Here is a 23,686-nt window from a genome sequence, read left to right on the forward strand (position 1 = left end):
CCACGCGGGGGCGACGCCAGCGACGGGATGGGCCACATCTCGCGCTTCGGCGAACCTGCGGAGGCGGGAAGTTCACGCAACCCCGCGCTGATCACCGGCGCCGCGCCGTCGTTCGAGGAACAGCACCGCGCCCGGGTCCGCAAATACACGATCATCATGGCCTTCCGGATCCCCGCGCTGATTCTCGCAGCGGTCGCCTACAGCATGTTCGAAAGCGCTCTCGTCGCCGTGTTGATCATCGCCGTGTCGGTTCCGCTGCCCTGGATCGCGGTGTTGATCGCCAACGACCGGCCGCCCCGCAGCAAGGACGAGCCGAGCCGGTACGGCTATCGCTCGCCTCCCCCACCCGCAATCGGCGGGGTGCATCACACCATCGACGGCTGAGCGGACGCGGGCTCGCTCCGTCGCCGAATCGCGGCGGACATGAGGGCCGCGATCGCGCACAACCCGCCGGCGACGTACCAGGCCAGGTCGTAGCTACCCTGCAGGTCCCGAATTACGCCCGCCCCGGCGGCGGCCAGCGCCGCGCCGATCTGATGGCTCGCGAAAACCCAGCCGAACACGATCGGCGCATCGGTGCCGAACCACTCGCGGCACAACGCGACTGTCGGCGGGACGGTGGCGATCCAATCGAGGCCGTAGAAGACGATGAACACGAGCATGCTCGGCTCGGCATTCGGCGCGAACAGAGCCGGCAGCACCATCAGCGACAACCCGCGCAGCGTGTAGTAGGCCACCAGCAGCAGGCGCGCGTCGACCCGGTCGGTCAGCCAGCCGGAGAAGATGGTGCCTGCCACATCGAAGATCCCGACCACGGCGAGCAGGGATGCCGCGGTGGTGGCAGGCATGCCGTGATCGTGCGCCGCGGTCACGAAGTGCGTGCCGACCAAGCCATTCGTCGATGCACCGCAGATCGCGAATCCGCCGGCAAGCAGCCAAAAGGTCGGCGTCGCGACGGCGGTGCGCAGCACCCGCAGGGCGCGGAAGGCACCGGGCGCCGGTGCGACGCGCACCCCCTCCATACTGTCCGGTGCCGCACCGTAGGCGCGCAATCCCACATCGCTGGGGTAGTCCCGGATGAAGAACACGACCAGGGGCACGACCGCGAGCGCGGTCGCAGCGACGACGAGCGCGGGCACTCGCCACCCGTGCGCGCTCGCCAACGCCGCGACCAGCGGCAGAAAGATCAGCTGTCCGGTCGCGCCCGCGGCGGTGAGCACGCCGGTCACCAACCCGCGGCGCGCGACGAACCAGCGTCCGGTGATGGTGGCGACGAACGGCATCGCGATCGATCCGACCCCGAGTCCGACGAGCAGGCCCCAGCAGAGCACCAACTGCCAGGCCTCGGTCATGAACACCGTGAGCCCGCTGCCCGCGGCGACGAACAGCAGCGCGATCGAGACGACCCGGCGGATCCCGAATCGGTCCATCATCGCGGCGGCGAACGGCGCCATCAGGCCGTAGAGCAGCATGTTGATCGACACTGCGGCGCCGATCGTCGCGTGTGACCAGCCGAACTCGTCGTGCAGCGGGTCGAGCAGCACGCTCGGCACCGAGCGAAACGCCGCTGCGCCGAGCAGCGCGACGAACGCCGCCCCGGCCACCGGCCAGGCGCGATGCAAGCGCGGACGGGTGGGTGCGGGCTCCAGCACATCGGTCACCGCACCATCGTCGCGATAATTTCCCGCGGCAACGAGTGGCCTGAATGCCAATATGTGTAAAGATATGGCCATGGCTGCTACTGGGCGGCACTCGGTGGCGGTGCTCGCACTCGATCCGGTGATCGGCTACGACATGGCGATCCCGCCTGCGGTATTCGGCTACGCGACCGACGCGGACGGCAATCCGCTCTACGACGTCGCCGTGTGTGGTGTCGACACCGCGCCGGTGCCGACCTCGGCCGGCTATGCCGTGGTGCCGGCATACGGCCCCGAACTGCTCGAATCCGCCGATACGGTCATCGTGCCCGGCACCCGGCTGCGCGGCCCACGCACCGACGCCACCCTCCCCATCCAGGTGGCCGCCGCCCTGGCGCGCGTCCGCCCCGGAACTCGGCTGATGTCGATCTGCACGGGCGCGTTCGTCTTCGCGGCGGCGGGCCTGCTCGACAACAGACCGGCGACCACGCACTGGGCCTATGCCGAGCACTTCCGCACGCTCTATCCGCAGGTCGACCTCGACGAGAACGCGTTGTTCGTCGACGACGGCGACATCCTCACCTCGGCCGGGCTTTCGGCGGGTATGGACCTGTGTCTGCACGTCGTCCGCCTCGACCACGGCAGCGCGGTGGCGAACCGGGTGGCCAGGCATCTGGTTGTGCCGCCCTGGCGCGACGGCGGGCAGTCCCAGTTCATCGAGCACGGGGTGCCCCCGACGGGTGTGGCGAGCACCGCGTCCACCCGGGACTGGGCGCTCGGACATCTCGACGAGCCGCTGGACCTCGCCACACTTGCGGCGCACGCACGGATGAGCGTGCGCACGTTCAGCCGCCGCTTCAAGGCGGAGACCGGTCTGTCGCCGGGCACGTGGTTGCAGCAGCAGCGCCTGCGGCACGCCAGACATCTGCTCGAAACCACCGATCTACCGGTCGATCGAGTCGCCGTCGGCGCAGGTCTCGGCAGTGCGGCAGCGCTTCGCCACCATATGCGCAGCGAGGTCGGCGTATCGCCGCTGCGCTACCGCCAGACGTTCCGCTCGGGAGTCTGACGACTGCCGGGTGCGGCACAATCCGAGGGTGTCCGCACTCGTCGATATCGCCGCCGACCTCCGCTCCAGCTTGCTCCGTGCGGGCTATCACCCCGACGCGCTGCTCGAGGTGCTCGGAGCCGACGCGCACGACGCGCTCGGCCGATCGGAACCGGTGCCCGCGCGGCGCGCCGCCCGCGACGCCGGCGAGATCGGGACGCTGATCAGGTTGTTCCTGCTCGGCGACGAGCTGCCGCAGGCACAGGTAGCGGCAGCGCTGCGCCCGCTCGATATCGAGCGAGCGGCGGCGGCGGGCCTGCTCGAGCGCGGCGGTGACGGGCTCCGGGCGGGACTGGATCTGCGGCCGATCGACACCGGCGCGGGCACCCGCTGGATCCTGTCCGATCTCGACGACAACGTCCGGCGGCGCGACCTCCCTGCCGACCACGTGCTCGGTGTCGGACATGCGTCGCTGTCGCTGCTGCGTGCCACGCCGACCACACCGGCCGGAACCGTCCTCGATCTGGGCACCGGCTGCGGGATTCAGGCCGTGCACGCCGCTTCGTACGCGCAGCGGGTCACCGCGACCGACGTGAACCCGCGCGCGATCATGCTGGCCGAGGCGACGGCGGCGCTGAACGAACTCGACGTCGAACTGCTGACCGGTTCGTGGTTCGACCCGGTCGCCGGCCGGCGGTTCGACCGGATCGTCGCCAACCCGCCGTTCGTGGTCGGCACCGGCGCAGTCACGCACACCTACCGCGACTCCGGGCTATCGCTCGACGGCGCGAGCCGGTTGGTGATCGAGCAGGTGCCGAATCTGCTCGCGTCGGGCGGATCTGCCGCACTGCTGGCCTCGTGGGCGCACGTCCACGGCGAGGACTGGCGGTCCCGGGTATCGAGTTGGCTGCCAGACCACGGCATCGAGGCCTGGATCCTGCAGCGCGATGTGGCCGATCCGGCGCTCTATGTCGGCACCTGGCAGCGCGACGCGGGTCTCGATCCGCGCGACGAATCCGCTCAGCTCCAGGCGCAGGAGTGGCTGGACACCTTCGCCGCGGCCGAGGTCACCGGGGTCGGGTTCGGTTTCGTGTATCTGCGCAGCATCGACGGACCCACCGAGGTGCTCGCCGAGGATCTGCGGCACGAATTCGGCGATCCGCTCGGGCCGGAGGCAGCCCGCCATTTCGAGCGGACGCAGTGGCTGCGCGATGCGGATCTGCCCCGCTCGCGTTTCGACGTTGCCCCGACCGCTGCGCTGGAGCGGGTGTATCGCGCCGGTTCCCGAGGGTGGGAGCAGGTGGCGACCCGGATCCACCGCAGCGATGGCCCGCGCTGGCAGCACGAGATCGATGACGAGACCGCGGCCGTGCTCGCGGGAATGCGGGGCGACGGGCTGGCGTTGGAAGAACTGGTCGCAATGCTTGCGCTGGCATCCGGTGACGAGTCGCTCGGCGACGAGGAGACCGAGGCAATGGTGTCGGCCGCCGCGGACTCGGTACGGGCTCTGGTGCTGCACGGACTCATCACACCCGCCTGAGGGCGGCGCTGTCCGACGGGTGCGAGCGGCGAGTTCCCCGGCGCGCAACGGCTGGGCGTTCTCAGCAACTTCTCAGGACCGGAACGGAATCCCTGCAGGTCGCGGGGGTTTGGCGGGCGCTGTCGTGGGAACTATTAGGGCGGTGACCCCGTTGTTCTGATTGACACACCACCGATAGGGAGGCAAGTCATGACAAGCCCCAGCACCTCTCGCGTGCGCCTCGCCGACGCAGATCTCGACGCACAAAGCCCCGCCGCCGATTTGGTACGCGTGTACCTCAACGGAATCGGCCGTACCGCGCTGCTGAGTGCCGCCGAGGAGGTCGAGTTGGCCAAGCGCATCGAGGCCGGGCTCTACGCCCAGCATGTGCTGGAGACGGGCAAGCGGTTGTCGCCCGCGCGCAAGCGCGATCTTGGCGTAGTTGTTCGCGACGGTCAGGCCGCACGCGCACACCTGCTGGAGGCCAATCTGCGGCTGGTCGTCTCCCTGGCCAAGCGCTACACCGGTCGCGGAATGCCGTTGCTCGACCTGATCCAGGAAGGCAACCTCGGCCTGATCCGCGCGATGGAGAAGTTCGATTACGCGAAGGGCTTCAAATTCTCCACCTACGCCACCTGGTGGATCCGCCAGGCCATCACGCGCGGCATGGCCGACCAGAGCCGCACGATTCGGCTGCCCGTGCACCTCGTGGAGCAGGTCAACAAGTTGGCCCGGATCAAGCGTGAACTGCATCAGCAGCTCGGCCGCGAGGCAACCGACGAGGAGCTCGCGTCGGAATCCGGTATCCCGGTGGCCAAGATCAACGATCTGCTCGACCACAGCCGCGACCCGGTGAGCCTCGACATGCCGGTCGGCAGCGACGAGGAAGCCCCGCTCGGTGACTTCATCGAAGACTCCGAGGCCACCTCGGCGGAGAGCGCCGTGATCGCCGGTCTGCTGCACAGCGATGTACGTACCGTGCTTGCCACCCTCGACGAGCGAGAGCAGCAGGTCATCCGGTTGCGCTACGGCCTCGACGACGGTCAGCCGCGCACGCTCGATCAGATCGGCAAGCTGTTCGGCTTGTCCCGCGAACGCGTTCGGCAGATCGAGCGCGAAGTGATGACGAAGCTGCGCAAGGGAGACCGCGCAGAGCGTCTCCGCTCGTACGCGAGCTGAGTCGACACACGCTTGTTCCGTGACCGGCTCCAGCCGGGTCGGTCACCGCACGCACCGGTCGGACGACCGCGCCCTCACCCCCTCAGGGCCGCGGTTCCCGGCCGGTGCGTCGCCGTATACGGCGTCGTCTCGGCGCGGTCCGGCTCGATTGCCGATCAGCCCAGGCGGCGTGGCCCGACGTCGACATTGCTCGGCTCCGGCCCGATCCGAAGCCGGCCATAGAGCACCTCGATAGATTCCGCCGATACCAGCACCGGTTCGAGGGTCAGTTCGCGGATCGCCGGCAGGTCGTCACATATCGCCGAAACCCGTTGCGCGAGTTGGGCGACGGCCGCCTTGTCGACGGGAAGCGCGGTCCGGTAACCGGAGAGCAGCGGCGCCGCTCGCGGCGCATCGACGAGTTCCATCGCACCGTCCTCGGTCAGCGGCAACGCCCGGTAGGCGCGGTCACCGATCAGGTCCATGATCATGCCGGAGAGGCCGAACTGGATGACCGAACCGAACGACGGATCGTCCTGCACGCGCAACACGACGCCGAGACCCTTCCTGGCCATCCGCTGGACGTGCACCAGCGACTGGCCGGAGATGGCGGACAGGTCGTGATAGGCCAGCCGCACCGAGTCGGGGTTGGCCAGATCGAGCCGGACGCCGTCGAGATCGGCACGCTGGCGCCACATCTCCCCCGTCGCCTTCACTGCGACCGGATAGCCGAGTTCGTCCGCGGCGGCCGCCGCCTCGTCGGACCCGGTGACCTCGCGAAAATCGATCACGTCGATACCGAAGCACGCGAACAGCTGCACCGCTTCCAGGTCGTTGAGCCAGCGGCCCTCCGGTCGCTGCGCGAGCCACTCGTCGACGAGTGCCCGCGCGCGCTCGGTATTCATTCCGTCCGGCCGCGCCACGGCGGAGGCCGGCTTGGTCCGCCAGGCCGCGTAGCGGCGCACCTGGGCCAGCGCGTGCACCGCCCGCTGCGGATCAGAATACGACGGGATCGACCCGCGGACTGCGTGCCCACGGTCGTCGCGCACCGCCAGCAGACGTGGAATCCCTTCTTCCGCAGTGAAACTCGATAGCACTGGCTTGCCGGGGAACTCGTCGACAACGGAACGCAACGCCTCAGCGAAGGGCTGCGCGCCGACGGGAACTGCCGGCGAAAAGATCACCACCACCGAATCCACCTCGCCGTCGGTAAGCAGCGTCCGCAGCGCCTCTCGATAGTCGTCCGGCTTCGCGGCGGGGCCCAGGTTGACCGTCGGACCGACGTCGAAACCATCCGCGCGCGCCTTGTCGCGCGTCAGGCGGATGAGCGCCGCGGTGTTGCCGACGATCGCGAGCCGCGAACCGCCCGGCAGCGGCTGATAGCCCAGCAGCACCGCACAGTCGAACAGTTCGTTGACGGACTCGACCTCGATGATCCCGGTCTGCGCGAACAGATCCCGCACGACCACCGAGTCCGCCTCGTCCGACCCGACCGGCCCGGTCCGGCCGGTGCCGACCACGACGATCGGCTTGGCGCGAGCCACTCGCCGGGCGATTCGGGAGAACTTGCGCGGATTGCCGAACGTCTCTAGGTACAGCAGGACGACCTCGGTGTCGGCGTCGGTGTCCCAGTACTGCAGCAGGTCGTTACCCGAGACGTCGGCGCGATTGCCGGCCGACACGAACGTGGACAGGCCCACCCCACGGCTGGCCGCCTCGCGCAGGATCGCCCCACCGAGGGGCCCGGATTGACAGAAGAATCCCACCCGGCCGCGTTCGGGCAGCACCGGCGCCAGGGTGGCATTCAGCGCCACCGCCGGGTCGGTGTTGGCGATGCCGAGCGCATTCGGTCCGACGACGCGCATACCGTGTCGACGGGCGTCCTGCACGAGTCGCTGCTCCGCCGCCCGGCCCTCGGGCGTGCCCTCCTCGGCGAAACCCGCGGTGAGCACGACGAGGCCCTTGACCCCCTTGACGAGGCAGTCGTCGAACACCTCGGTCATCGCCTCGGCAGGCACCGCGACCACCGCGAGGTCGACGTCGTCGGGGATGTCGCGGACCGTGGCATAGGAGCGCACGCCGTGCACCGAGCGGTGCGCGGAGTTCACCGGGTAAACCGGACCGGAAAACTCGGCGGCCAGCAGGTTCGCCAGCGCGGCGGTGCCGACCTTGCCCGATGTGACCGAAGCCCCGATCACGGCAACCGAACGGGGCGAGAGCAGGTTGCGGACGCTGCGCGCCTCGCTCGCCCGCTCCCGCGCGTCGCGCACCGACAGCAGCGCATCGGTGGGATCGATTGCGAAGGCGAGGTGCATCACCGAGCCGTCCAGGCTGCGCTGCAACTGGTATCCCGCTTCGCGGAACACCATCAGCATCCCGCGGTTCTCTGCGAGTACCTCGGCGACGAAGGTTTCGATGCCGTTCTCGGCCGCGGCGCCGGCGAGATGCTCGAGCAGGATCGATCCGAGACCGCGGCTTTGGTGTGCATCGGCGATCACGAACGCGACCTCGGCCGAGCGCGACCCGGCATCGTCGAGCAGGCGCTCGTAGCGGCCGATGCCGATGATCTCGTCGCCGAGCACTGCCACGAACGCGACCCGATTGCGATAGTCGATGTTGACGTCGTGCGCGAGTTCCTTGGCCGACAGGCGCGGGTGCGGGCCGAAGTATCGCAGGTACCTGGACCGATCCGACAAGGCTTCGTGAAACGCCACCACCAGGTCGGCGTCCTCCGGCGCGATCGGGCGCAGCGTGACCACACCGCCGTCGGAGGCGAGCACGTCGGCGATCCAGTGCCGCGGAAACTCCGGATCCGTCGAGGTCACGCGGTGCTGAGCGGAATCGAGGTTCGCGTCTCCAGTCACGGGATTCCTCACGTCTCAGGTTGTCGGACTCGGTTCTTCGTGTCGGGGTTCCACTCCCTCGGGTTCCCAACGCGCGCCTCGCCGGTTTCGGGGCTGGTCAATCTCTGGGGTCGTCGGGGTCGAGGCCGAGCAGCGGGTAAGCCGCCCGGCGAGTCGCGAGGATGGCGCTGTCCACCCTGGCGAGCACGCGGTCGTGCGTCGAGTCACCGGTTTCGGGGGCGCCGCCGGGACCGTCCCACGGCAGATAGTTCGCGGGCACGCCGTCGCCCATCGTCGCCGGCAGTTCCACCGAAGGCGCGAGCTGTGCGACGCCGTCCTTCCATTCCTGCGGGATCGGGCGGGCCGGATCGATGTCGCGATCGAGCGCGGCGGCGAGCAGATTCGTCCACGATCGCGGCACCACCCGCACCAGTCCGTACCCGCCGCCGCCGACCGCAAGCCACCGGCCCTCCGCGTACCGATCGGCCAGATCCCGCATGGCCAAAAACGCCGCCCGCTGGCCCTCGACGCTGAGTGCCAGGTCGGCGAGCGGGTCTTCGCGGTGGGTGTCGACGCCGCACTGGCTGATCACGATCTGCGGCGCGAACGCCGCGAGCGCACCGGGCACCACGGCGTGGAACGCACGCAGCCACGCGGCATCCGAAGTGCCGGGCAGCAGCGGCAGATTCACCGCCCGCCCCACGCCCTCGGCGACCCCCACCTCGCTGGACCAGCCCGTCCCCGGCCAGAGCGTCGCGGGGTGCTGATGGATGGACACCGTCAGCACGCGCGGATCGCCCTGGAACGCGCGCTCCACGCCGTCGCCGTGGTGGACATCGACGTCGACATAGGCGATCCGGTCGTAGCCATTGTCGAGCAGCCACGAAATAGCCACGGCCACATCGTTATACACGCAGAAGCCCGCGGCCGAGGCGGCCATCGCGTGGTGCATACCGCCACCGATACTCACCGCACGACGCGCGCGCCCCGACGCGATCTCCTGCGCCGCCGCGAGCGTGCCACCGACGATGACCGACGCCGCGTCGTGCATGTGCGGAAAGATCGGATTGTCCGTCGACCCCAGGCCGTAGGGCGGATCGGCCGGTGCGTCGTCCCGCGGTTCGAACTCCGCAGCGGGTCGGTTGTCGACATCACGAACCGCCTCGATGTAGCGCGCGGTGTGAATGCGCAGCAGATCCGCCTCCGTCGCCGATGCGGGTTCGACGATCTCGACACCCTCGAGCAGGCCGATCGAACGTGCCAGCGCCATCGTGAGATCGAGGCGCACCGGGTTCATCGGATGTCCCTTTGCCCAGGTGTAGCTCAGATATCGCGGGGACCACACGAGTGCGTGTCCGAGACCGGGCGGCGAGGCACCCGACCGCTCCGCATCCGACCCGCCCGCGGGCGACTGCACTGCCATATGGTCAAACTACTTCGCCACGCGGAATCGCGACCGGGCTTGGCTCGTTGACATATCTGGACGCTTATTACCCGGCACGTCCGCCGGGCGGCGTGGCCGCCCCGATTTGCTGCCTGGGCCGGTAGAATTTGCGTGGACGAAGGGGTATGAGGGTGAAGGATCTTGTGGACACCACGGAGATGTATCTCCGTACCATCTACGACCTCGAGGAGGAAGGTGTCATCCCGCTGCGCGCGCGGATCGCCGAACGACTCGAGCAGAGCGGTCCGACTGTCAGTCAGACCGTCGCCCGGATGGAGCGCGATGGACTGTTGCTGGTTGCTGGGGATCGTCACCTCGAACTGACGCCCAAGGGTCGAATGCTCGCCGTCTCGGTCATGCGCAAGCATCGACTCGCCGAGCGGCTGCTCGTGGATGTCATCGGCCTCGAATGGTCGGAAGTGCACGCCGAGGCGTGCCGGTGGGAACACGTGATGAGCGAGCAGGTCGAGCGTCGACTGCTCGAGGTGCTCAACCATCCGACCACCTCGCCGTACGGAAACCCCATCCCCGGTCTCGAGGAGCTCGGCCTCGAAGAGAACTTCACCACGCCCGAACGTCTCATCCGGCTGACCGAGATACCCAATGGCGCCCCGACTGCGGTGGTTGTCCGCCGGCTCGCCGAGTACGTGCAGTCCGAGCCCGACGTGATCGCGAGTTTGCGTGAAGCAGGTGTCGTCCCCGACGCGCGCGTTACAGTCGAGACGAGGCCTGGTTTGGTGTCGATTTCGGTACCGGGCCACAGCGGTTACGAACTCAGCGAAGAGATGGCCCACGCCGTGCAGGTGAAGTTGGTCTAGCGGCGGTCTCGCCCGCCCGGCCGACAGTGTCGATACGGCCTGCGCAGGCTCGGCCGTGCGCGGACGCGAAGGAGCGTTGTGAAACTTCTGGTCACCGGCGGCGCGGGCTATGTGGGCAGCGTGTGCGCCAAGGTCTTGCTCGAGCGCGGGCACGAGGTGGTTGTCCTCGACGACCTGTCGACGGGAAATGCGGACGCCGTCCCCGAGGGGGCCTCGTTCGTGGAAGGCGATGTCGCCGCGGAGGCAACGGGATTGCTCACCGGCGGCGGTTTCGACGGCGTATTGCATTTCGCGGCGAAATCCTTGGTGGGCGAATCGGTCCTCGAACCGGAGACGTACTGGCACGGCAACGTTGTGAAGTCGCTCGACCTGCTCGACGCGATGCGCAGTTCCGGCACACCCCGACTGGTGTTCTCCTCCACCGCCGCGACCTACGGTGAGCCCGAGTCGTCGCCGATCACCGAGGACGCCCCGGCGCGCCCGACGAACCCCTACGGCGCCACCAAACTCGCGATCGATCACGCCATCACCTCCTACGCCGTCGCGCACGGCCTGGCCGCGACCAGCCTGCGCTATTTCAACGTCGCCGGTGCGTATGCCGGTTTCGGTGAAAACCGTCTCGTCGAAACACATCTCATCCCCCTCGTGTTGCAGGTCGCGGTCGGACGCCGCGAAAGCATTGCGGTGTTCGGCACCGATTGGCCCACCCCGGACGGAACCGCCGTGCGCGACTACATTCACATCCGCGACCTGTCCGACGCGCACGTGCTCGCCCTCGAATCGAGCGAGCCGGGCAAGCACCGGATCTACAACCTCGGTAGCGGGAACGGATTCAGTGTGCGCGAAGTCATTTCGGCCTGCGAGCGGGTCACCGCCCGAAACATCGACGCCAAGGACTCCCCCCGGCGCGCGGGCGATCCCGCGGTCCTCGTCGCATCGAGTGCGCGGGCGATCGCCGAATTGGGCTGGAGCCCGCAGCACACCGACCTCGACGAGATCGTTGCCGACGCATGGACCTACGTGCAGTCGCTCGGTGATCGCGCCCGCGGCTGACGCGTTCACGGCGCGGCGTGCCCCGAGCGTCACCGCCGCGGCATAGTCGGCGGCGGGAGGACCACGCCGAGTTCAGCGGCCTGCTCGTAACCACCGAGCGCCAACTCGCGCATTGCATCGGGCCGGATTCCGCCCTGCAGCGCGGAATCGAGCAACCACGCCAGCCGATGCTCGGGATCCGCGGCGAGCGCGGCCTCGAAAGCGATACCGGCCAGCGGCCCATCTCCGCGCACATATGCGCTGAACCCCAGCAGCGTCGCGGCGTCCGCCCGTTCCGGGTGCGGCAGTACCCGGGTCATGGCCAGCCACAATGCTTCCGCGGCCGCGCCGCTGTCCCCAACCGCGAGTCCCATGACCGCATCGCGCACTCGGCGGTACTCGAGCGCCAGTGCGAGGGCGGCGAATTCGCGCGCCGAGGGCTCCTCGCCCGAGGCGAGGCTCTCGATCTCGAACAAGACGAACTCGAGTTTCTTCCGTACCGACGCGCCTCGCCCACTGCGCGGACCGGACCGCTGTCCCGAAGCTGCGCGGACCTCGGGGAGCGCGCCGGCGACGTCGCGACGATCGGTGTGGTCGCCGGCGAGCAGGTCGGCGAGGTCGCTGCGCGACGCCCGAATCTGCCTGCCCTCGAACACATGCGCCGTCGTCACCGGTGATGTGTCCGGATCGGGCACGAGACCGCGCCGAGGATCGTCGAGCAGACTCCACCAGGGATGCCCGGTCGCGATCGCCGGAGTCACGTGCGCGCCGATCAGCGAACAGCCCCGCGCACGCAACGCTTCGTCGAGGCGCGCCACGAGCGCAGCGTGCAGTGGCGTGTGCCGAAGCGCGGCGCAGTGCGACGCGCCCTCGTGCGGACCGGTGCACCGTTCGCACACCGCGCAGGCCGTGTTCTCGTCGACGAACACCGCGATGACCGACGCCGCCCCTTCTCGCGCGGAGACAATGGCGAACTGCTCGAATACCGCGACCATCTCGCGAGCAACCGATTTCGGGGCGCCCGGGTCGGCAACGAGATCGTGGCGCAGCACGGCGCCGAGCGCGCTGCCCGATCCGCCGCCGAGGCACAACAGCACCATGGAGTGTTCCGGACGAAAGCCGAGCATCGCGGGAATCGCGGCGAGGAGGTCGCCGGGATCGCTGATGCGCAGCGGTGGTCGCCACGCAGCGGTCGAGTCGTACGGGCCAGCGGAAGTTGTCATGCCCACCAGCGTCGTCGCGGAGCCCGTCGAAACCCGCTGCCGCGCAGGTCGATTGTGGATCGATCGGCCGCTGTGGACAACCTGCCCGGGAATCGGGGTGGCGCGGTGTGTGCTGTCGGAGTCGTCGGGTATACGCGAACGAGGTTACGCGAACCGGACTAAGCGCCTCCGACGCGTTGCACCGCGTCGGTGAACACCGCGTCGAGCGTCGCGGTATCGGGTTGGCCGCCGCCGAATGTCATATAGGTCGCCGATATCCGCACGTCATCGCGTTGGGCGGTCAGCGTGAGCATCGACTGAGTGAGGCTGGCGCCACCACTTCCCGACTGCACGGTCTGGCGTACCGCCAGCGCGTCGTCCGCGTTCACGACCGGCGGCCCAAGCAGCTCACTGTGCACCGTCGACGTGGTGCCGTTGCCGGTGACCTCGACATCCGGGCACCGGCGCAACTGCGCGCGGCGTTGGTCGAGTGGCTGATCGACGCGGGTCAGTTCGACGGTGATCGTCGCACGCTCCGCCTCGTCGGTGCCGACGACGATCGCGGTGTCCTCGGCGTGCTGCGGCGGTGTGCATCCGGGCGGATCGACCGTCGCGCCCGCGGGGACGCCGGTCAGGTCCGCAGCGGCCTGCGCGACCGCGGGGGGCGCCAGCACGACAGCCGGGTAGCGCGCGGGGAACGACTCCGCCGGCGGCAACAGCTCGGCGAGGTCCGCATCGAGCCGCGCGGGTGGCCGGACCCCCTCCGGGACGGCGGTGCCGGAGACCGCGGCCGAGCACCCGCCGGTCAGGAATGAAACGGCAAGCAACACGGCAAAACCACGCCACGGCCCGCCCGCCGAGCCCGCTGCCGCGTTGCCGGCTCTTCGCATCGGTTGCCATCCGATCGTCGTTTGCGTGCCCCGGTTCCCACATTCCAGTGTGCCTGCCCGGTCAGTGCCCGCGCGCGATCCACTCCTCCAGGTGCGGTGCCTCGGCGCCGATCGAGGTGGAATCACCGTGCCCGGTGCGCACTTTCGTTTCGGCCGGCAGCTCGAACAGTCGAGCGGAGATCGAGTCGATGATGGTCGGGAAATCCGAGAACGATCGGCCCGTCGCGCCCGGGCCGCCGGAGAACAACGTGTCGCCGGAGAAAAGTTCGCCCGCCTCCGGTGCATACAAACAGCACGACCCCGGTGAGTGCCCCGGCGTGTGCACCACTACCAGCTCGGTGCCGCCGACCTCGATGCGGTCGCCGTCGGCAAGTCCGCGGTGCGCGACGCCGGGATGGGTCTGCTGCCACAGCATGTCGTCGCCGGGATGCAGCAGGACCGGCGCGTCGAGAGTCTCGGCGAGCTCCGGCGCGACCGTCACGTGGTCGTTGTGCCCATGCGTACACACGATCGCGCCGACCCGGCGCCCCGCGACCGCGTCGACGATCGGCGCGGCGGTGTGCGCCGCGTCGATCACCACGACCTCGTCGTCGTCACCGACAAGCCAGATGTTGTTGTCCACGTCCCAGGTGCCGCCGTCCAGGCTGAACGTCCCGGACGTGACGACCTTGTCGACCCGCAGCACACCACTCATGCCACGACCACCGACCGCAGCACCGACCCGGCGTGCATCGTGGCGAAGGCGCTCTCCACGTCGTCGAGCGAGATGCGCTCGGTGACGAACTTCTCCAGCGGGAACCTGCCCTGCCGATACAAGTCGACCAGCATCGGGAAGTCACGCTCGGGCAGGCAGTCGCCGTACCAGGACGACTTCAGCGCCCCACCGTGGCTGAAGAAGTCCAGCAACGGCATCTCGAGCTTCATCTCCGGGGTCGGCACCCCAACCAACACCACGGTGCCGGCCAGATCGCGAGCGTAGAACGCCTGCTTCCACGTCTCCGGCCGACCGACCGCGTCTATCACCACGTCGACACCGAAGCCGTCGGTCAGGTCCTGGATCGCCTGCACCGGGTCCCCCGCCGATGCGTCCACGGTGTGCGTGGCACCGAGCTCGGTGGCCCAGTCGAGTTTGCGCTGGTCCAGGTCGACGGCGATGATCTTGGTCGCACCGGCCAAGCGGGCACCGGCGATTGCACCGGAGCCGACGCCGCCGCAACCGATCACCGCGACGGAATCGCCGCGTCCGACGTTGCCGGTGTTCATCGCGGCCCCGACACCGGCCATCACGCCGCAACCGAGCAGTCCGACGACGGCCGGGTCCGCGTCGGGGTCGACCTTGGTGCACTGGCCCTCGTGCACGAGGGTCTTGTCGGCGAAGGCGCCGATGCCGAGCGCCGGGCTCAGTTCGGTGCCGTCGGCGAGGGTCATCTTCTTGCTCGCATTGAACGTGTCGAAGCAGTACCAGGGCCGGCCGCGCTTGCAGGCCCGGCAACGACCGCACACCGCGCGCCAGTTCAGCACCACAAAATCACCCACCTCGACCGAGTCGACAGCCGTTCCGATCTCCTCGACGATGCCCGCGGCCTCGTGGCCGAGCAGGAAGGGGAACTCGTCGTTGATCCCGCCCTCGCGATAGTGCAGATCCGTGTGGCACACGCCGCAGGCCTGGATGCGCACGATGACGTCGTTGGGGCCGGGATCGGGGATCAGGATGGTCTGGACCGCAACGGCCTCGCCCCGCCCGCGCGCAACGACACCTCGTACCGATTGACCCACGATGCTCTCCTTCGTATCCGTCCGACGACCGGCGTTCAGCGTGCCACAAGACAGGTGTCCAGACGAGCGAAGGTGATTCAACACGGTCGGAATGCTGCGCCGGCCGACGACGTTGGGCATAAGTACGTTCCGGGTACCCCGCGGCTGTCACCGGCTCCGGGCGGGTAGGGGACAATGGTGTTGCCGGACTGGTTTCGGCGAGCATGTGGAAAGGGGCCGATATGGACGAATCGAGCATGTACGAACTGGAGTTTCCCGAGCCGCAACTGGCGTCCGCGGACGGCTCCGGGCCCGTGCTCGTCCACGGCCTGGAGGGCTTCAGTGACGCCGGCCACGCCGTGCGACTGGCGACCAAGCACCTTCGGCAGAGCCTGGAGTCCGAGCTCGTCGCGTCCTTCGACGTGGACGAACTGGTCGACTACCGCTCCCGCCGACCGTTGATGACATTCAAGAACGACCACTTCTCCGACTACGCCGACCCGGAGATCAACCTCTACGCATTGCGCGATACCGCGGGGACGCCGTTCCTGCTGCTCGCCGGCCTGGAGCCGGATCTGCGCTGGGAGCGGTTCACCACCGCCGTGCGACTGCTCGCCGAACAGCTCGGCGTGCGCCGAACCATCGGCCTCAACTCGATCCCGATGGCGGTCCCGCACACCCGTCCGCTCGGCATGACCGCCCATGCGAGCGACCGTGACCTGATCAAGGAGCTTGCCGGCTGGCCCGGCGAGCTGCAGGTGCCGGGCTCCGCGTCGGCGCTGCTCGAGTTCCGGATGGGCCAACACGGGCACGAGTCGGTCGGCTTCTCGGTGCATGTGCCGCATTACCTGTCGCAGACCGCGTATCCGGAGGCAGCGCAAACGCTGCTGGAGAACGTCGGCGACAACACCGGCCTGCAGCTTCCACTCGCCGCGCTGGGCGAGGCCGCGGCGCGCGTCCGGGAGCAGGTCAACGAGCACATCGCCGGAAATCCCGAGGTCGAGAGTGTTGTCTCGGCGCTGGAGCGGCAGTACGACAGCTTCGTGGCCGCGCAGGAGCAGCAGTCGACGCTGCTCGCCTCCGACGAGCCGCTGCCGAGCGGCGAGGAACTCGGCGCGGAATTCGAACGCTTCCTCGCTGCTCAATCGGGCAATGACGACCTCGATCGGCCCGATTCGACCGACTAACTCTCGGCTCCGGCATCGACTGAACGGAACCGTTCATTCGATTGGATCGACTGAACGGTTCCGTTCAGTCGATCCAAGGGGGGCCGGTCCCCGAGGTCGTTCTCGGGTAGCGCAGTTGTGCGCCCCCGGAAACGTGTGCGTTACTCGAGTGCGCCACTATTGGACACCTATCCAACTTGCCGTCCAGTGGCGACGTGCACGTCGATCAGCGGGGAGGCGACATGGCAACGACGCGATCGCGGACACTGCGGCCGGTACCGGACGTCGAGACGCAACTGATGCACCGCGTGATTCACGGCTACAAGCGGGCGTACCGGATCGCGGGCGATGGACCGGCGTTGCTGCTGATCCACGGCATCGGCGACAGCTCTGCGATCTGGGCCGATCTCGTCCCGCATCTGGCGAAGGACTACACGGTCATCGCTCCGGATCTGCTCGGCCACGGTCAGTCCGACAAGCCCCGTGGCGACTACTCGGTCGCGGCCTACGCGAACGGCATGCGAGATCTGCTCGCCGTCCTCGGTATCGAGCGGGCGACGGTGGTCGGTCATTCGCTCGGCGGGGCCGTCGCGATGCAGATGGCGTATCAGTTCCCGCAACTCGTCGAGCGGCTGGTGCTCGTGTCGTCGAGTGGGATCACCAAGGACGTGCATCCGGTGCTGCGGCTGATCTCGGTGCCGGTGGCCAACGAGTGGATGGGCATGCTGAGGCTGCCGGGCGGTCATAGCATCGCCCGGGTGGCGTGGAACCTGCTCGACCAGCTCCACGAGGGAACCGTCGCCCCCGGCGCCGTGCTGACTCGGACACCGGACATCATGCGCGTGCTCGGCGAACTGAACGACCATGCTGCCTACTTCGCCTTCCTCAAGTCGCTGCGTGCGGTCGTCGACTGGCGTGGCCAGGTCGTCACCCTGTTGGACCGCTGTTACCTGAACGAGGCGATTCCGGTGCAGATCGTCTGGGGCGCACGCGACACGATCTTCCCGGTGACGCATGCCCACCTCGCACATTCGGCGATGCCCGGTTCGCGGATCGCGGTCTTCAAGAATGCCGGTCACTACCCGTTCCGGAGTGATTCGCTCGGCTTCCTGCGTGTGCTGGAGGAATTCCTGTCCACCACGGTGCCCGCCGAATTCGACGCTGCGCACTGGCGCCACACGCTCATGTCCGGCGTTGGCGAAGGGGACATCGTGGGCGGCCCGATGACCCGGATGGCGGTGCTCGACGCGATGGGATCGAGCGAGCGCAGTGCCACCTGAGAGCACCTTGCACTTGCTCTGCCCAACCCGTCGCGGAGCCGTAGGATCGGCACAGCAGACACCCCACGTCGCTTCGATTTCGGCCCAACGCATTCGGGCCGGGCGTGGCGTCATCGAGTGCGCGCAGCGGTCACGTCACACCGGAAGGAGGCGACATGGATGATTCCCGCTCGCCCGCGCCGTTGCGCAGCGTCCGTTCCGAGCCGCAGCTGACGTTCCGGACCATCCACGGATACCGGCGCGCCGTCCGGATCGCGGGCGAGGGTCCCCCGATCGTGCTGCTGCACGGCATCGGCGACAACTCGTTGACCTGGGCCGAGGTGATGGCCGATCTGTCCACCAGCTACACCGTCATCGCCCCCGACATGCTCGGCCACGGCCGCTCCGACAAGCCGCGGGCCGATTACTCGGTCGCCGCCTACGCCAACGGCCTGCGCGACCTGCTGACGGTGCTCGGCTACGACCGGGTGACCGTGATCGGCCACTCGCTCGGCGGCGGAGTGGCCACCCAGTTCTCCTACCAGTTCCCCGAGATGGTGGAGCGCGTCATCCTCGTCGGTGCCGGCGGCGTGAGCAAGGAAGTTCATGCGGTGCTGCGGGTGGCGACTGCCCCGCTGATCAGCTCGGGCTTGCGGGTCCTGCAGTTGCCCGGCGCGACGAGGGCGCTGGCCGCGCTCGGTTCGGCGATCGCCCAGCGCGTCGCGACGTCGCCGGTCGGCCGGTCCACCGCAGGCCATGATGCCGTGGACATCGTCCGGGTACTCGACGGATTCGCCGACAACACGGGCTATCTCGCGTTCCTGCGCACGCTGCGCGCCGCGGTCGACTGGCGCGGTCAGGTGATCACGATGCTGGACCGGTGCTACCTCTACGAGCAGGTGCCGGTGCAGATCATCTGGGGTGGCTGCGATGCGGTGATCCCGGTGTCGCACGCGCACCTCGCCCATGCCGCGATCCCCGGGTCGCAACTCGAGATCTTCGCCGGCGCCGGCCACTTCCCGTTCCGCGACGAACCGGAACGGTTCATCGAGGTGGTCCGCAAGTTCGTCGATTCCACCGACGCGGCGGCGTTCGATCCCTCCCGCCGGCGCGCCCTGCTGGCTACCGGGTCGGGGGAATCACATGTGACCGGGACATCGATGGAACGGCGGGCCGCGGTCGCGGTGATGGACGCGACCGAACGCAGCGCCACCTGACGGCGCAACCGCTGTTGTTCGTGGCACCCCACCCACCACGTAGCCTGTAGCAGTGTCTTTGCCGAGCCTGATCGACGAGTTCCTAGCCGCAGGTGAGGCCGATTCGGACCGCGTGTTCGACGCATTCTGCGAATGGAGTTCGGGCCGCGGGCTCGAGCTCTATTCGGCGCAGGAGGAAGCGCTGATGGAGCTGGTCTCCGGCGCCAACGTCATCCTCGCCACGCCGACCGGGTCGGGAAAGTCGATGGTCGCGGTCGGCGCCCATTTCACCGCTCTTGCCCGCGGACAGCGCAGCTACTACACCGCGCCGATCAAGGCACTGGTGAGCGAGAAGTTCTTCGCGCTGTGCGACGTCTTCGGCGCCGAACGGGTCGGCATGGTCACCGGCGATGCGGCGGTCAACCCGGAGGCGCCGATCATCTGCGCGACCGCCGAAATCGTGGCCAACCTCGCGCTGCGCGAGGGCCGGGACGCCGATATCGGCCAGGTGGTGATGGACGAGTTCCATTTCTACGCCGAACCCGACCGCGGCTGGGCCTGGCAGGTGCCACTGATCGAGCTGCCGAACGCACAATTCCTGCTCATGTCCGCGACACTCGGCGAGGTCGACTTCTTCGCCGACGATCTGACCCGCCGGACCGGGCGCGAGACCAGCGTCGTCGCCGGCACCGAGCGGCCCGTCCCACTCACCTTCGGTTACGTGCGCACCCCCATCGTCGAGACGATCGAGGAACTCGTCACCACGCACCAGGCACCGGTGTACGTCGTGCATTTCACCCAGGCGTCGGCGCTGGAACGAGCGCAGGCACTGACCAGCGTCAACATCTGCAGCCGCGCGGAGAAGGACGCGATCGCCGAGGCGATCGGCGCATTCCGGTTCGCCACCGGATTCGGCAAGACGCTCTCGCGACTGGTCCGCCACGGTATCGGTGTGCACCATGCGGGCATGCTGCCCAAGTACCGGCGGCTCGTCGAACGGCTCGCGCAGGACGGCCTGCTGAAGGTCATCTGCGGCACCGACACGCTCGGGGTCGGCATCAACGTCCCGATCCGCACCGTCCTGCTGACCGGCCTCGCCAAGTACGACGGGGTCCGGACGCGCCAGCTGCGGGCGCGGGAGTTTCATCAGATCGCCGGGCGCGCCGGCCGCGCCGGATTCGACACCATGGGCACCGTCGTCGTGCAGGCCCCCGAACACGAGATCGAGAACCACCGCCTCGTCCTCAAGGCGGGTGACGATCCCAAGAAGCTCAAGAAGATTCAGCGCAAGAAGGCGCCCGAGGGGTCGGTCAACTGGAGCGAGTCGACCTTCGACCGGCTCGTCACGGCCGATCCCGAGCCGCTGGTGTCGCGGTTCACCGTGACGAATTCGATGCTGCTCAACGTCATCGCCCGTCCCGGCAACTGTTTCCAAGCGATGCGCCATCTGCTCGAGGACAATCACGAGGCGCGCCCCGCGCAGCGGCGGCACATTCTCACCGCGATCCGGCTCTACCGCAGCCTCGTCGATTCTGGTGTGGTGCAACGACTTTCCGAACCCGACGCGGACGGCAGGTGGGCCCGGCTCACGGTGGACCTGCAGCGCGACTTCGCGCTCGACCAACCCCTGTCCCCGTTCGCGCTCGCCGCGCTCGAACTGCTCGAGCCCGAATCCCCCGGCTACACGCTCGACGTGATCTCGGTGATCGAGTCGACGCTCGAGGACCCGCGCCAGGTGCTGATGGCCCAGCAGCACGCCGCGCGCGGTGAGGCGGTCGCCCAGATGAAGGCCGACGGCATCGAATACGACGAGCGGATGGAACTGCTCGAAGAGGTGACTTGGCCCAAGCCGCTCGCCGAGCTCATCGAGCCGGCGTACGAGACGTACCGGCGCGGCCACCCCTGGGTCTCGGAGTTCAGCCCGTCACCGAAGTCGGTGGTGCGGGACATGATCGAGCGGACGATGACGTTCGCGGACCTCATCTCCCGCTACGGTCTGACGCGCTCCGAGGGCCTCGTGCTGCGCTACCTCGCCGATGCCTACCGCGCGCTGCGGCGCACGGTGCCGGAGCAGGCTCGCACCGAGGAACTCGGTGACATCACCGAATGGCTCGGCGAGCTGATCCGCCAGGTGGATTCGAGCCTGCTCGACGAATGGGAACAGCTCACCAATCCCGCCGCCGAACGCGACGCCGAGCAGCTGGCGTTCGAGACGGCGCCGCGGCCGATTTCGGCAAACGAACGCGCCTTCCGGGTGATGGTGCGCAACGCGATGTTCCGCCGCGTCGAACTCGCCTCGCGCAAGCGGTGGGCCGAGCTCGCCGAGCTCGGCGAGGGGCCGGACGCGGACGACTGGGAACGCGCCCTTACGCCCTATTTCGACGAGTACGGCACCATCGGCACCGGTCCGCAAGCACGCGGGCCGCAGTTGTTCCAGATCGAGCAGCGCCCCGGCATCTGGTCGGTTCGCCAGGTGCTCGACGATCCGGCCGGCGATCACGGCTGGGCGATCGTCGGTTCCGTCGATGTGGCGGAGTCCGACGAGATCGGCGAAATCGTCTTCGACGAATTCGACATCCTGGCAGGCTGATCGTCGTCGGTTCGAGGAGGTGACGCCGTGAGCACCGACGATCCCCTCTCCCGGGCCGTGGCACTGGGCGTGTCGGTGGACGCACTCGCGGCGTTGGCCGCGCACATCCGGATCGAGACCGAGGGAATACCCGCCGATCCGGCGGTGCGGGCAGTCCTCGCCGATATCGCGACCGAACTTCTCGGCGCCCAGAACGCTCCGATCGAGCAGTCGGCACCGGTGGTCGGGCTGGCGCGCACCTTCGTGGCACAGGCGGCCGACCTCATCGACGATCCCGGCCGCAGTGGCGGGTGGGACCGAATCGACCCCGTGTTGCTGCAGAGCATCGGCAGACTGTCCGGCGCCATCGTCGGCGCTTTCACTGCTGCGCAGCAACGGATTCCGGATCTCCGCGAACCGCTCAACTCACCTCGCGCACGGTTTCTCGACGTAGGAACCGGCACCGGCTGGCTCGCGATCGGCGCAGCCCGCGCGTACCCGAACCTCTCCGTCGTCGGCATCGACATCTTCGACGCGGCACTGGAACTCGCCCGGGCGAACGTCGCGGCGAGCGGGGTGTCCGACCGGATCGAACTACGCCGCCAGGACGTGACGACGCTGTGCGATTCGGACGGCTTCGACGCGGTCTGGCTTCCGCTGCCGTTCCGGCCCGAATCCATCGTGCCCGCCGCGGTCGAGGCCGCAATCGGTGCACTGCGCCCGCGCGGCTGGGTGCTCGCGGGCACCTTCGCCGGCCCACCCGGAGTGTTGCCCGAGCTGCTCACCGATCTGCGCACCGTCCGCTCCGGTGGGCGACCGTGGCGAGGCGAGGATCTGCTCGGCGTGCTGCGCGCGGCCGGACTCGACGCGACGCAGGAAGTTCCGCGAAGCTGGCCGGCGCCGGTTCGCCTCTACGTCGGACAGCGGCCGGCGCGCTGAACGTTGCGCGTTCGGCCTACAGAGGCCGCGCGTCGCGCGGCTTACGGTTGGCCGCCTGCCGCTTCGCCGCCTGCTGCTCGCGGATCCGCTGCTCGTCCTTTCGCACCTCGACCAGGTTCGCGCGTTCGGCAACCAGCCAGTCCGGCTGATCGGCGAGCAGCGCATCGATCTGGGCGGTGGTCAACGCTTCGGTCACGCCGCCGCGCGCGAGACCGGCGATGGACACGCCGAGTTTGTCGGCCACGACGGGCCGTGGATGCGGGCCATCCCGGCGCAGGGTGTCCAACCACTCGGGTGGATTGTCCCGCAGCTGCGCGAGCTCGTCCCGCGAGACCGGGCCCGCCTGGAACTGGGCCGGGGTGGCCTCGAGGTAGACACCCAGCTTCTTTGCCGCCGTCGCCGACTTCATCGTCTGGGGTGTCTTCTGCGAACTCATGGGGTCAGCCTATCGATCGCCTACCCTGACTCAAATGACCGAGCCGAGCCGAGCCGCCGCGTTCCGGATCGCGTACGTGCCTGGCGTCACTCCGGCGAAGTGGGTGCGGGTCTGGCGTGAGCGCCGACCCGACGTGCCACTCGAACTCGTCGACACCGCAGCCGCCACCATCGTCGCCTCGCTGTGGAACGGCGCCGCGGATGCCGGCCTCGTCCGACTGCCCATCAACGGCGACCGGCTCAGTGTCATCCCGCTCTACGAGGAGACCCCCGTCGTCGTCGTGCCCAAGGACCATCTGTTCACCGCCGTCGACGAGATCGCCGTCGCCGACCTCGACGGTGAAACCGTGCTGCACCCCTACGACGACACCCTCGAGTGGGCCGCCCGACCCGGGACCGCGGCCGTGCACCGACCCGAATCGACCAGCGATGCAATCGAACTCGTCGCCGCCGGGGTGGGGTTACTCGTCGTTCCACAGTCGTTGGCCAGGCTGCACCACCGCCGCGACCTGACGTTCCGGTCGGTGCGCGACGCGCCCGCCTCCCCCGTCGCGCTGGCCTGGCCGGCCGCGGCGACCACCGATCTGGTGGAGGAGTTCGTCGGCATCGTGCGTGGGCGCGGGGTCAACAGTTCGCGCGGCGCCACCGCCCCGCCGCCCAAACGCACCGCATCGCAGAAGGCCGCCGCGAAACGTGCCACCCGCGCCGCGGCCGGGAAACCCGCGAAACCGGGCAAGCGTGGGCGGCGATGACCGGCTTGCCCGGTCCCAACAGCC

Annotated in this window: 20 protein-coding genes; 12 read left to right on the forward strand and 8 right to left on the reverse strand. The window is 68.7% G+C overall.

Annotated features, from left to right (window positions below; all coding sequences use genetic code 11):
• Positions 1–27: 27 nt before the first annotated feature.
• A complete protein-coding gene (locus OG921_RS05260; protein WP_266111621.1) occupies positions 28–384 on the forward strand; it encodes a DUF3099 domain-containing protein in 357 nt (118 codons plus the stop codon).
• Here the strand turns inward: OG921_RS05260 and OG921_RS05265 are convergent.
• Complete coding sequence (locus OG921_RS05265; RefSeq protein ID WP_266111314.1) at positions 366–1,661, reverse strand: MFS transporter; 1,296 nt, start codon at positions 1,659–1,661, stop codon at positions 366–368. The two genes, OG921_RS05260 and OG921_RS05265, sit on opposite strands and share 19 nt — an antisense overlap.
• Before the next feature lie 70 nt (positions 1,662–1,731).
• Between OG921_RS05265 and OG921_RS05270 the strand changes: the two genes are divergently transcribed.
• The 3 genes from OG921_RS05270 to OG921_RS05280 all read left to right on the forward strand — a co-directional run bounded on the left by OG921_RS05270 (position 1,732) and on the right by OG921_RS05280 (position 5,383).
• On the forward strand, positions 1,732–2,706 hold the full coding sequence (locus OG921_RS05270) for a GlxA family transcriptional regulator (RefSeq protein ID WP_266111315.1): 975 nt from the start codon (positions 1,732–1,734) through the stop codon (positions 2,704–2,706).
• Positions 2,707–2,734: 28 nt separating this feature from the next.
• A complete protein-coding gene (locus tag OG921_RS05275) occupies positions 2,735–4,225 on the forward strand; it encodes a methyltransferase (RefSeq protein ID WP_266111316.1) in 1,491 nt (496 codons plus the stop codon).
• A gap of 189 nt (positions 4,226–4,414) precedes the next feature.
• On the forward strand, positions 4,415–5,383 hold the full coding sequence (locus OG921_RS05280; protein ID WP_266111317.1) for a sigma-70 family RNA polymerase sigma factor: 969 nt from the start codon (positions 4,415–4,417) through the stop codon (positions 5,381–5,383).
• A 155-nt stretch (positions 5,384–5,538) separates the two neighbouring features.
• On the opposite strand, the gene OG921_RS05285 is transcribed toward OG921_RS05280, so the two are convergent.
• Together OG921_RS05285 and OG921_RS05290 are read right to left on the reverse strand one after the other, a co-directional pair.
• On the reverse strand, positions 5,539–8,226 hold the full coding sequence (locus OG921_RS05285) for a bifunctional GNAT family N-acetyltransferase/acetate--CoA ligase family protein (protein ID WP_266111318.1): 2,688 nt from the start codon (positions 8,224–8,226) through the stop codon (positions 5,539–5,541).
• 97 nt (positions 8,227–8,323) lie between these two features.
• Positions 8,324–9,502 (reverse strand): acetoin utilization protein AcuC, encoded by a 1,179-nt coding sequence (locus OG921_RS05290; protein WP_266111622.1) that lies wholly within the window; start codon positions 9,500–9,502, stop codon positions 8,324–8,326.
• A gap of 278 nt (positions 9,503–9,780) precedes the next feature.
• Between OG921_RS05290 and OG921_RS05295 the strand changes: the two genes are divergently transcribed.
• The gene (locus tag OG921_RS05295; RefSeq protein ID WP_266111319.1) at positions 9,781–10,467 is read left to right on the forward strand and encodes a metal-dependent transcriptional regulator; all 687 of its coding nucleotides are present in this window, start codon (positions 9,781–9,783) and stop codon (positions 10,465–10,467) included.
• Between the two features lie 78 nt (positions 10,468–10,545).
• On the forward strand, positions 10,546–11,520 hold the full coding sequence (gene galE / locus OG921_RS05300) for a UDP-glucose 4-epimerase GalE (protein WP_266111320.1): 975 nt from the start codon (positions 10,546–10,548) through the stop codon (positions 11,518–11,520).
• Positions 11,521–11,549: 29 nt separating this feature from the next.
• On the opposite strand, the gene OG921_RS05305 is transcribed toward galE, so the two are convergent.
• From OG921_RS05305 to OG921_RS05320, 4 genes are all read right to left on the reverse strand, one after another.
• On the reverse strand, positions 11,550–12,722 hold the full coding sequence (locus tag OG921_RS05305) for a DUF4192 domain-containing protein (RefSeq protein ID WP_266111321.1): 1,173 nt from the start codon (positions 12,720–12,722) through the stop codon (positions 11,550–11,552).
• Positions 12,723–12,880: 158 nt separating this feature from the next.
• On the reverse strand, positions 12,881–13,591 hold the full coding sequence (locus OG921_RS05310) for a sensor domain-containing protein (protein ID WP_266111322.1): 711 nt from the start codon (positions 13,589–13,591) through the stop codon (positions 12,881–12,883).
• Between the two features lie 61 nt (positions 13,592–13,652).
• Entirely contained in the window at positions 13,653–14,285 is a 633-nt protein-coding gene (locus tag OG921_RS05315; protein ID WP_266111323.1) for an MBL fold metallo-hydrolase, read from the reverse strand.
• Entirely contained in the window at positions 14,282–15,367 is a 1,086-nt protein-coding gene (locus OG921_RS05320; protein WP_266111324.1) for an S-(hydroxymethyl)mycothiol dehydrogenase, read from the reverse strand. Before OG921_RS05320 ends, OG921_RS05315 begins: the two co-directional genes overlap by 4 nt.
• Positions 15,368–15,588: 221 nt before the next feature.
• Here OG921_RS05320 and OG921_RS05325 point away from each other — a divergent pair, with 221 nt between their 5' ends.
• The 5 genes from OG921_RS05325 (at position 15,589) to OG921_RS05345 (ending at position 22,475) form a co-directional block, all read left to right on the forward strand.
• A complete protein-coding gene (locus OG921_RS05325) occupies positions 15,589–16,533 on the forward strand; it encodes a proteasome assembly chaperone family protein (RefSeq protein WP_266111325.1) in 945 nt (314 codons plus the stop codon).
• A 221-nt stretch (positions 16,534–16,754) separates the two neighbouring features.
• On the forward strand, positions 16,755–17,792 hold the full coding sequence (locus OG921_RS05330; protein WP_266111326.1) for an alpha/beta fold hydrolase: 1,038 nt from the start codon (positions 16,755–16,757) through the stop codon (positions 17,790–17,792).
• A gap of 155 nt (positions 17,793–17,947) precedes the next feature.
• On the forward strand, positions 17,948–18,988 hold the full coding sequence (locus tag OG921_RS05335) for an alpha/beta fold hydrolase (protein WP_266111327.1): 1,041 nt from the start codon (positions 17,948–17,950) through the stop codon (positions 18,986–18,988).
• A 67-nt stretch (positions 18,989–19,055) separates the two neighbouring features.
• Positions 19,056–21,557 carry an RNA helicase gene (locus tag OG921_RS05340; RefSeq protein ID WP_266111623.1) on the forward strand — a complete coding sequence of 834 codons (2,502 nt, stop codon included), beginning with the start codon at positions 19,056–19,058 and terminating at the stop codon, positions 21,555–21,557.
• Between the two features lie 27 nt (positions 21,558–21,584).
• Positions 21,585–22,475: a class I SAM-dependent methyltransferase gene (locus OG921_RS05345; RefSeq protein ID WP_266111328.1), complete on the forward strand. Its 891-nt coding sequence runs from the start codon at positions 21,585–21,587 to the stop codon at positions 22,473–22,475.
• Between the two features lie 16 nt (positions 22,476–22,491).
• Here OG921_RS05345 and OG921_RS05350 read toward each other — a convergent pair whose 3' ends face one another.
• Positions 22,492–22,911: a DUF5997 family protein gene (locus tag OG921_RS05350; RefSeq protein ID WP_266111329.1), complete on the reverse strand. Its 420-nt coding sequence runs from the start codon at positions 22,909–22,911 to the stop codon at positions 22,492–22,494.
• 34 nt (positions 22,912–22,945) lie between these two features.
• Here OG921_RS05350 and OG921_RS05355 point away from each other — a divergent pair, with 34 nt between their 5' ends.
• A complete protein-coding gene (locus tag OG921_RS05355; protein WP_266111330.1) occupies positions 22,946–23,662 on the forward strand; it encodes a LysR family substrate-binding domain-containing protein in 717 nt (238 codons plus the stop codon).
• Positions 23,663–23,686: the final 24 nt, after the last annotated feature.

Origin of the sequence: Aldersonia sp. NBC_00410 (genome assembly GCF_026342035.1) — a bacterium.
In the GTDB taxonomy this organism is placed as follows: Bacteria; Actinomycetota; Actinomycetes; order Mycobacteriales; family Mycobacteriaceae; genus Aldersonia.

Excerpts from the sequence above, each read along its gene's own strand:
- OG921_RS05335 (WP_266111327.1), top strand. The coding sequence starts at position 17,948 with ATGGATGATTCCCGCTCGCCCGCGCCGTTGCGCAGCGTCCGTTCCGAG.
- OG921_RS05315 (WP_266111323.1), bottom strand. The coding sequence starts at position 14,285 with ATGAGTGGTGTGCTGCGGGTCGACAAGGTCGTCACGTCCGGGACGTTC.
- OG921_RS05260 (WP_266111621.1), top strand. The coding sequence starts at position 28 with ATGGGCCACATCTCGCGCTTCGGCGAACCTGCGGAGGCGGGAAGTTCA.
- OG921_RS05270 (WP_266111315.1), top strand. The coding sequence starts at position 1,732 with ATGGCTGCTACTGGGCGGCACTCGGTGGCGGTGCTCGCACTCGATCCG.
- OG921_RS05350 (WP_266111329.1), bottom strand. The coding sequence starts at position 22,911 with ATGAGTTCGCAGAAGACACCCCAGACGATGAAGTCGGCGACGGCGGCA.
- OG921_RS05305 (WP_266111321.1), bottom strand. The coding sequence starts at position 12,722 with ATGACAACTTCCGCTGGCCCGTACGACTCGACCGCTGCGTGGCGACCA.
- OG921_RS05355 (WP_266111330.1), top strand. The coding sequence starts at position 22,946 with ATGACCGAGCCGAGCCGAGCCGCCGCGTTCCGGATCGCGTACGTGCCT.
- OG921_RS05280 (WP_266111317.1), top strand. The coding sequence starts at position 4,415 with ATGACAAGCCCCAGCACCTCTCGCGTGCGCCTCGCCGACGCAGATCTC.
- OG921_RS05325 (WP_266111325.1), top strand. The coding sequence starts at position 15,589 with ATGGACGAATCGAGCATGTACGAACTGGAGTTTCCCGAGCCGCAACTG.
- OG921_RS05330 (WP_266111326.1), top strand. The coding sequence starts at position 16,755 with ATGGCAACGACGCGATCGCGGACACTGCGGCCGGTACCGGACGTCGAG.
- OG921_RS05290 (WP_266111622.1), bottom strand. The coding sequence starts at position 9,502 with ATGAACCCGGTGCGCCTCGATCTCACGATGGCGCTGGCACGTTCGATC.
- OG921_RS05310 (WP_266111322.1), bottom strand. The coding sequence starts at position 13,591 with ATGCGAAGAGCCGGCAACGCGGCAGCGGGCTCGGCGGGCGGGCCGTGG.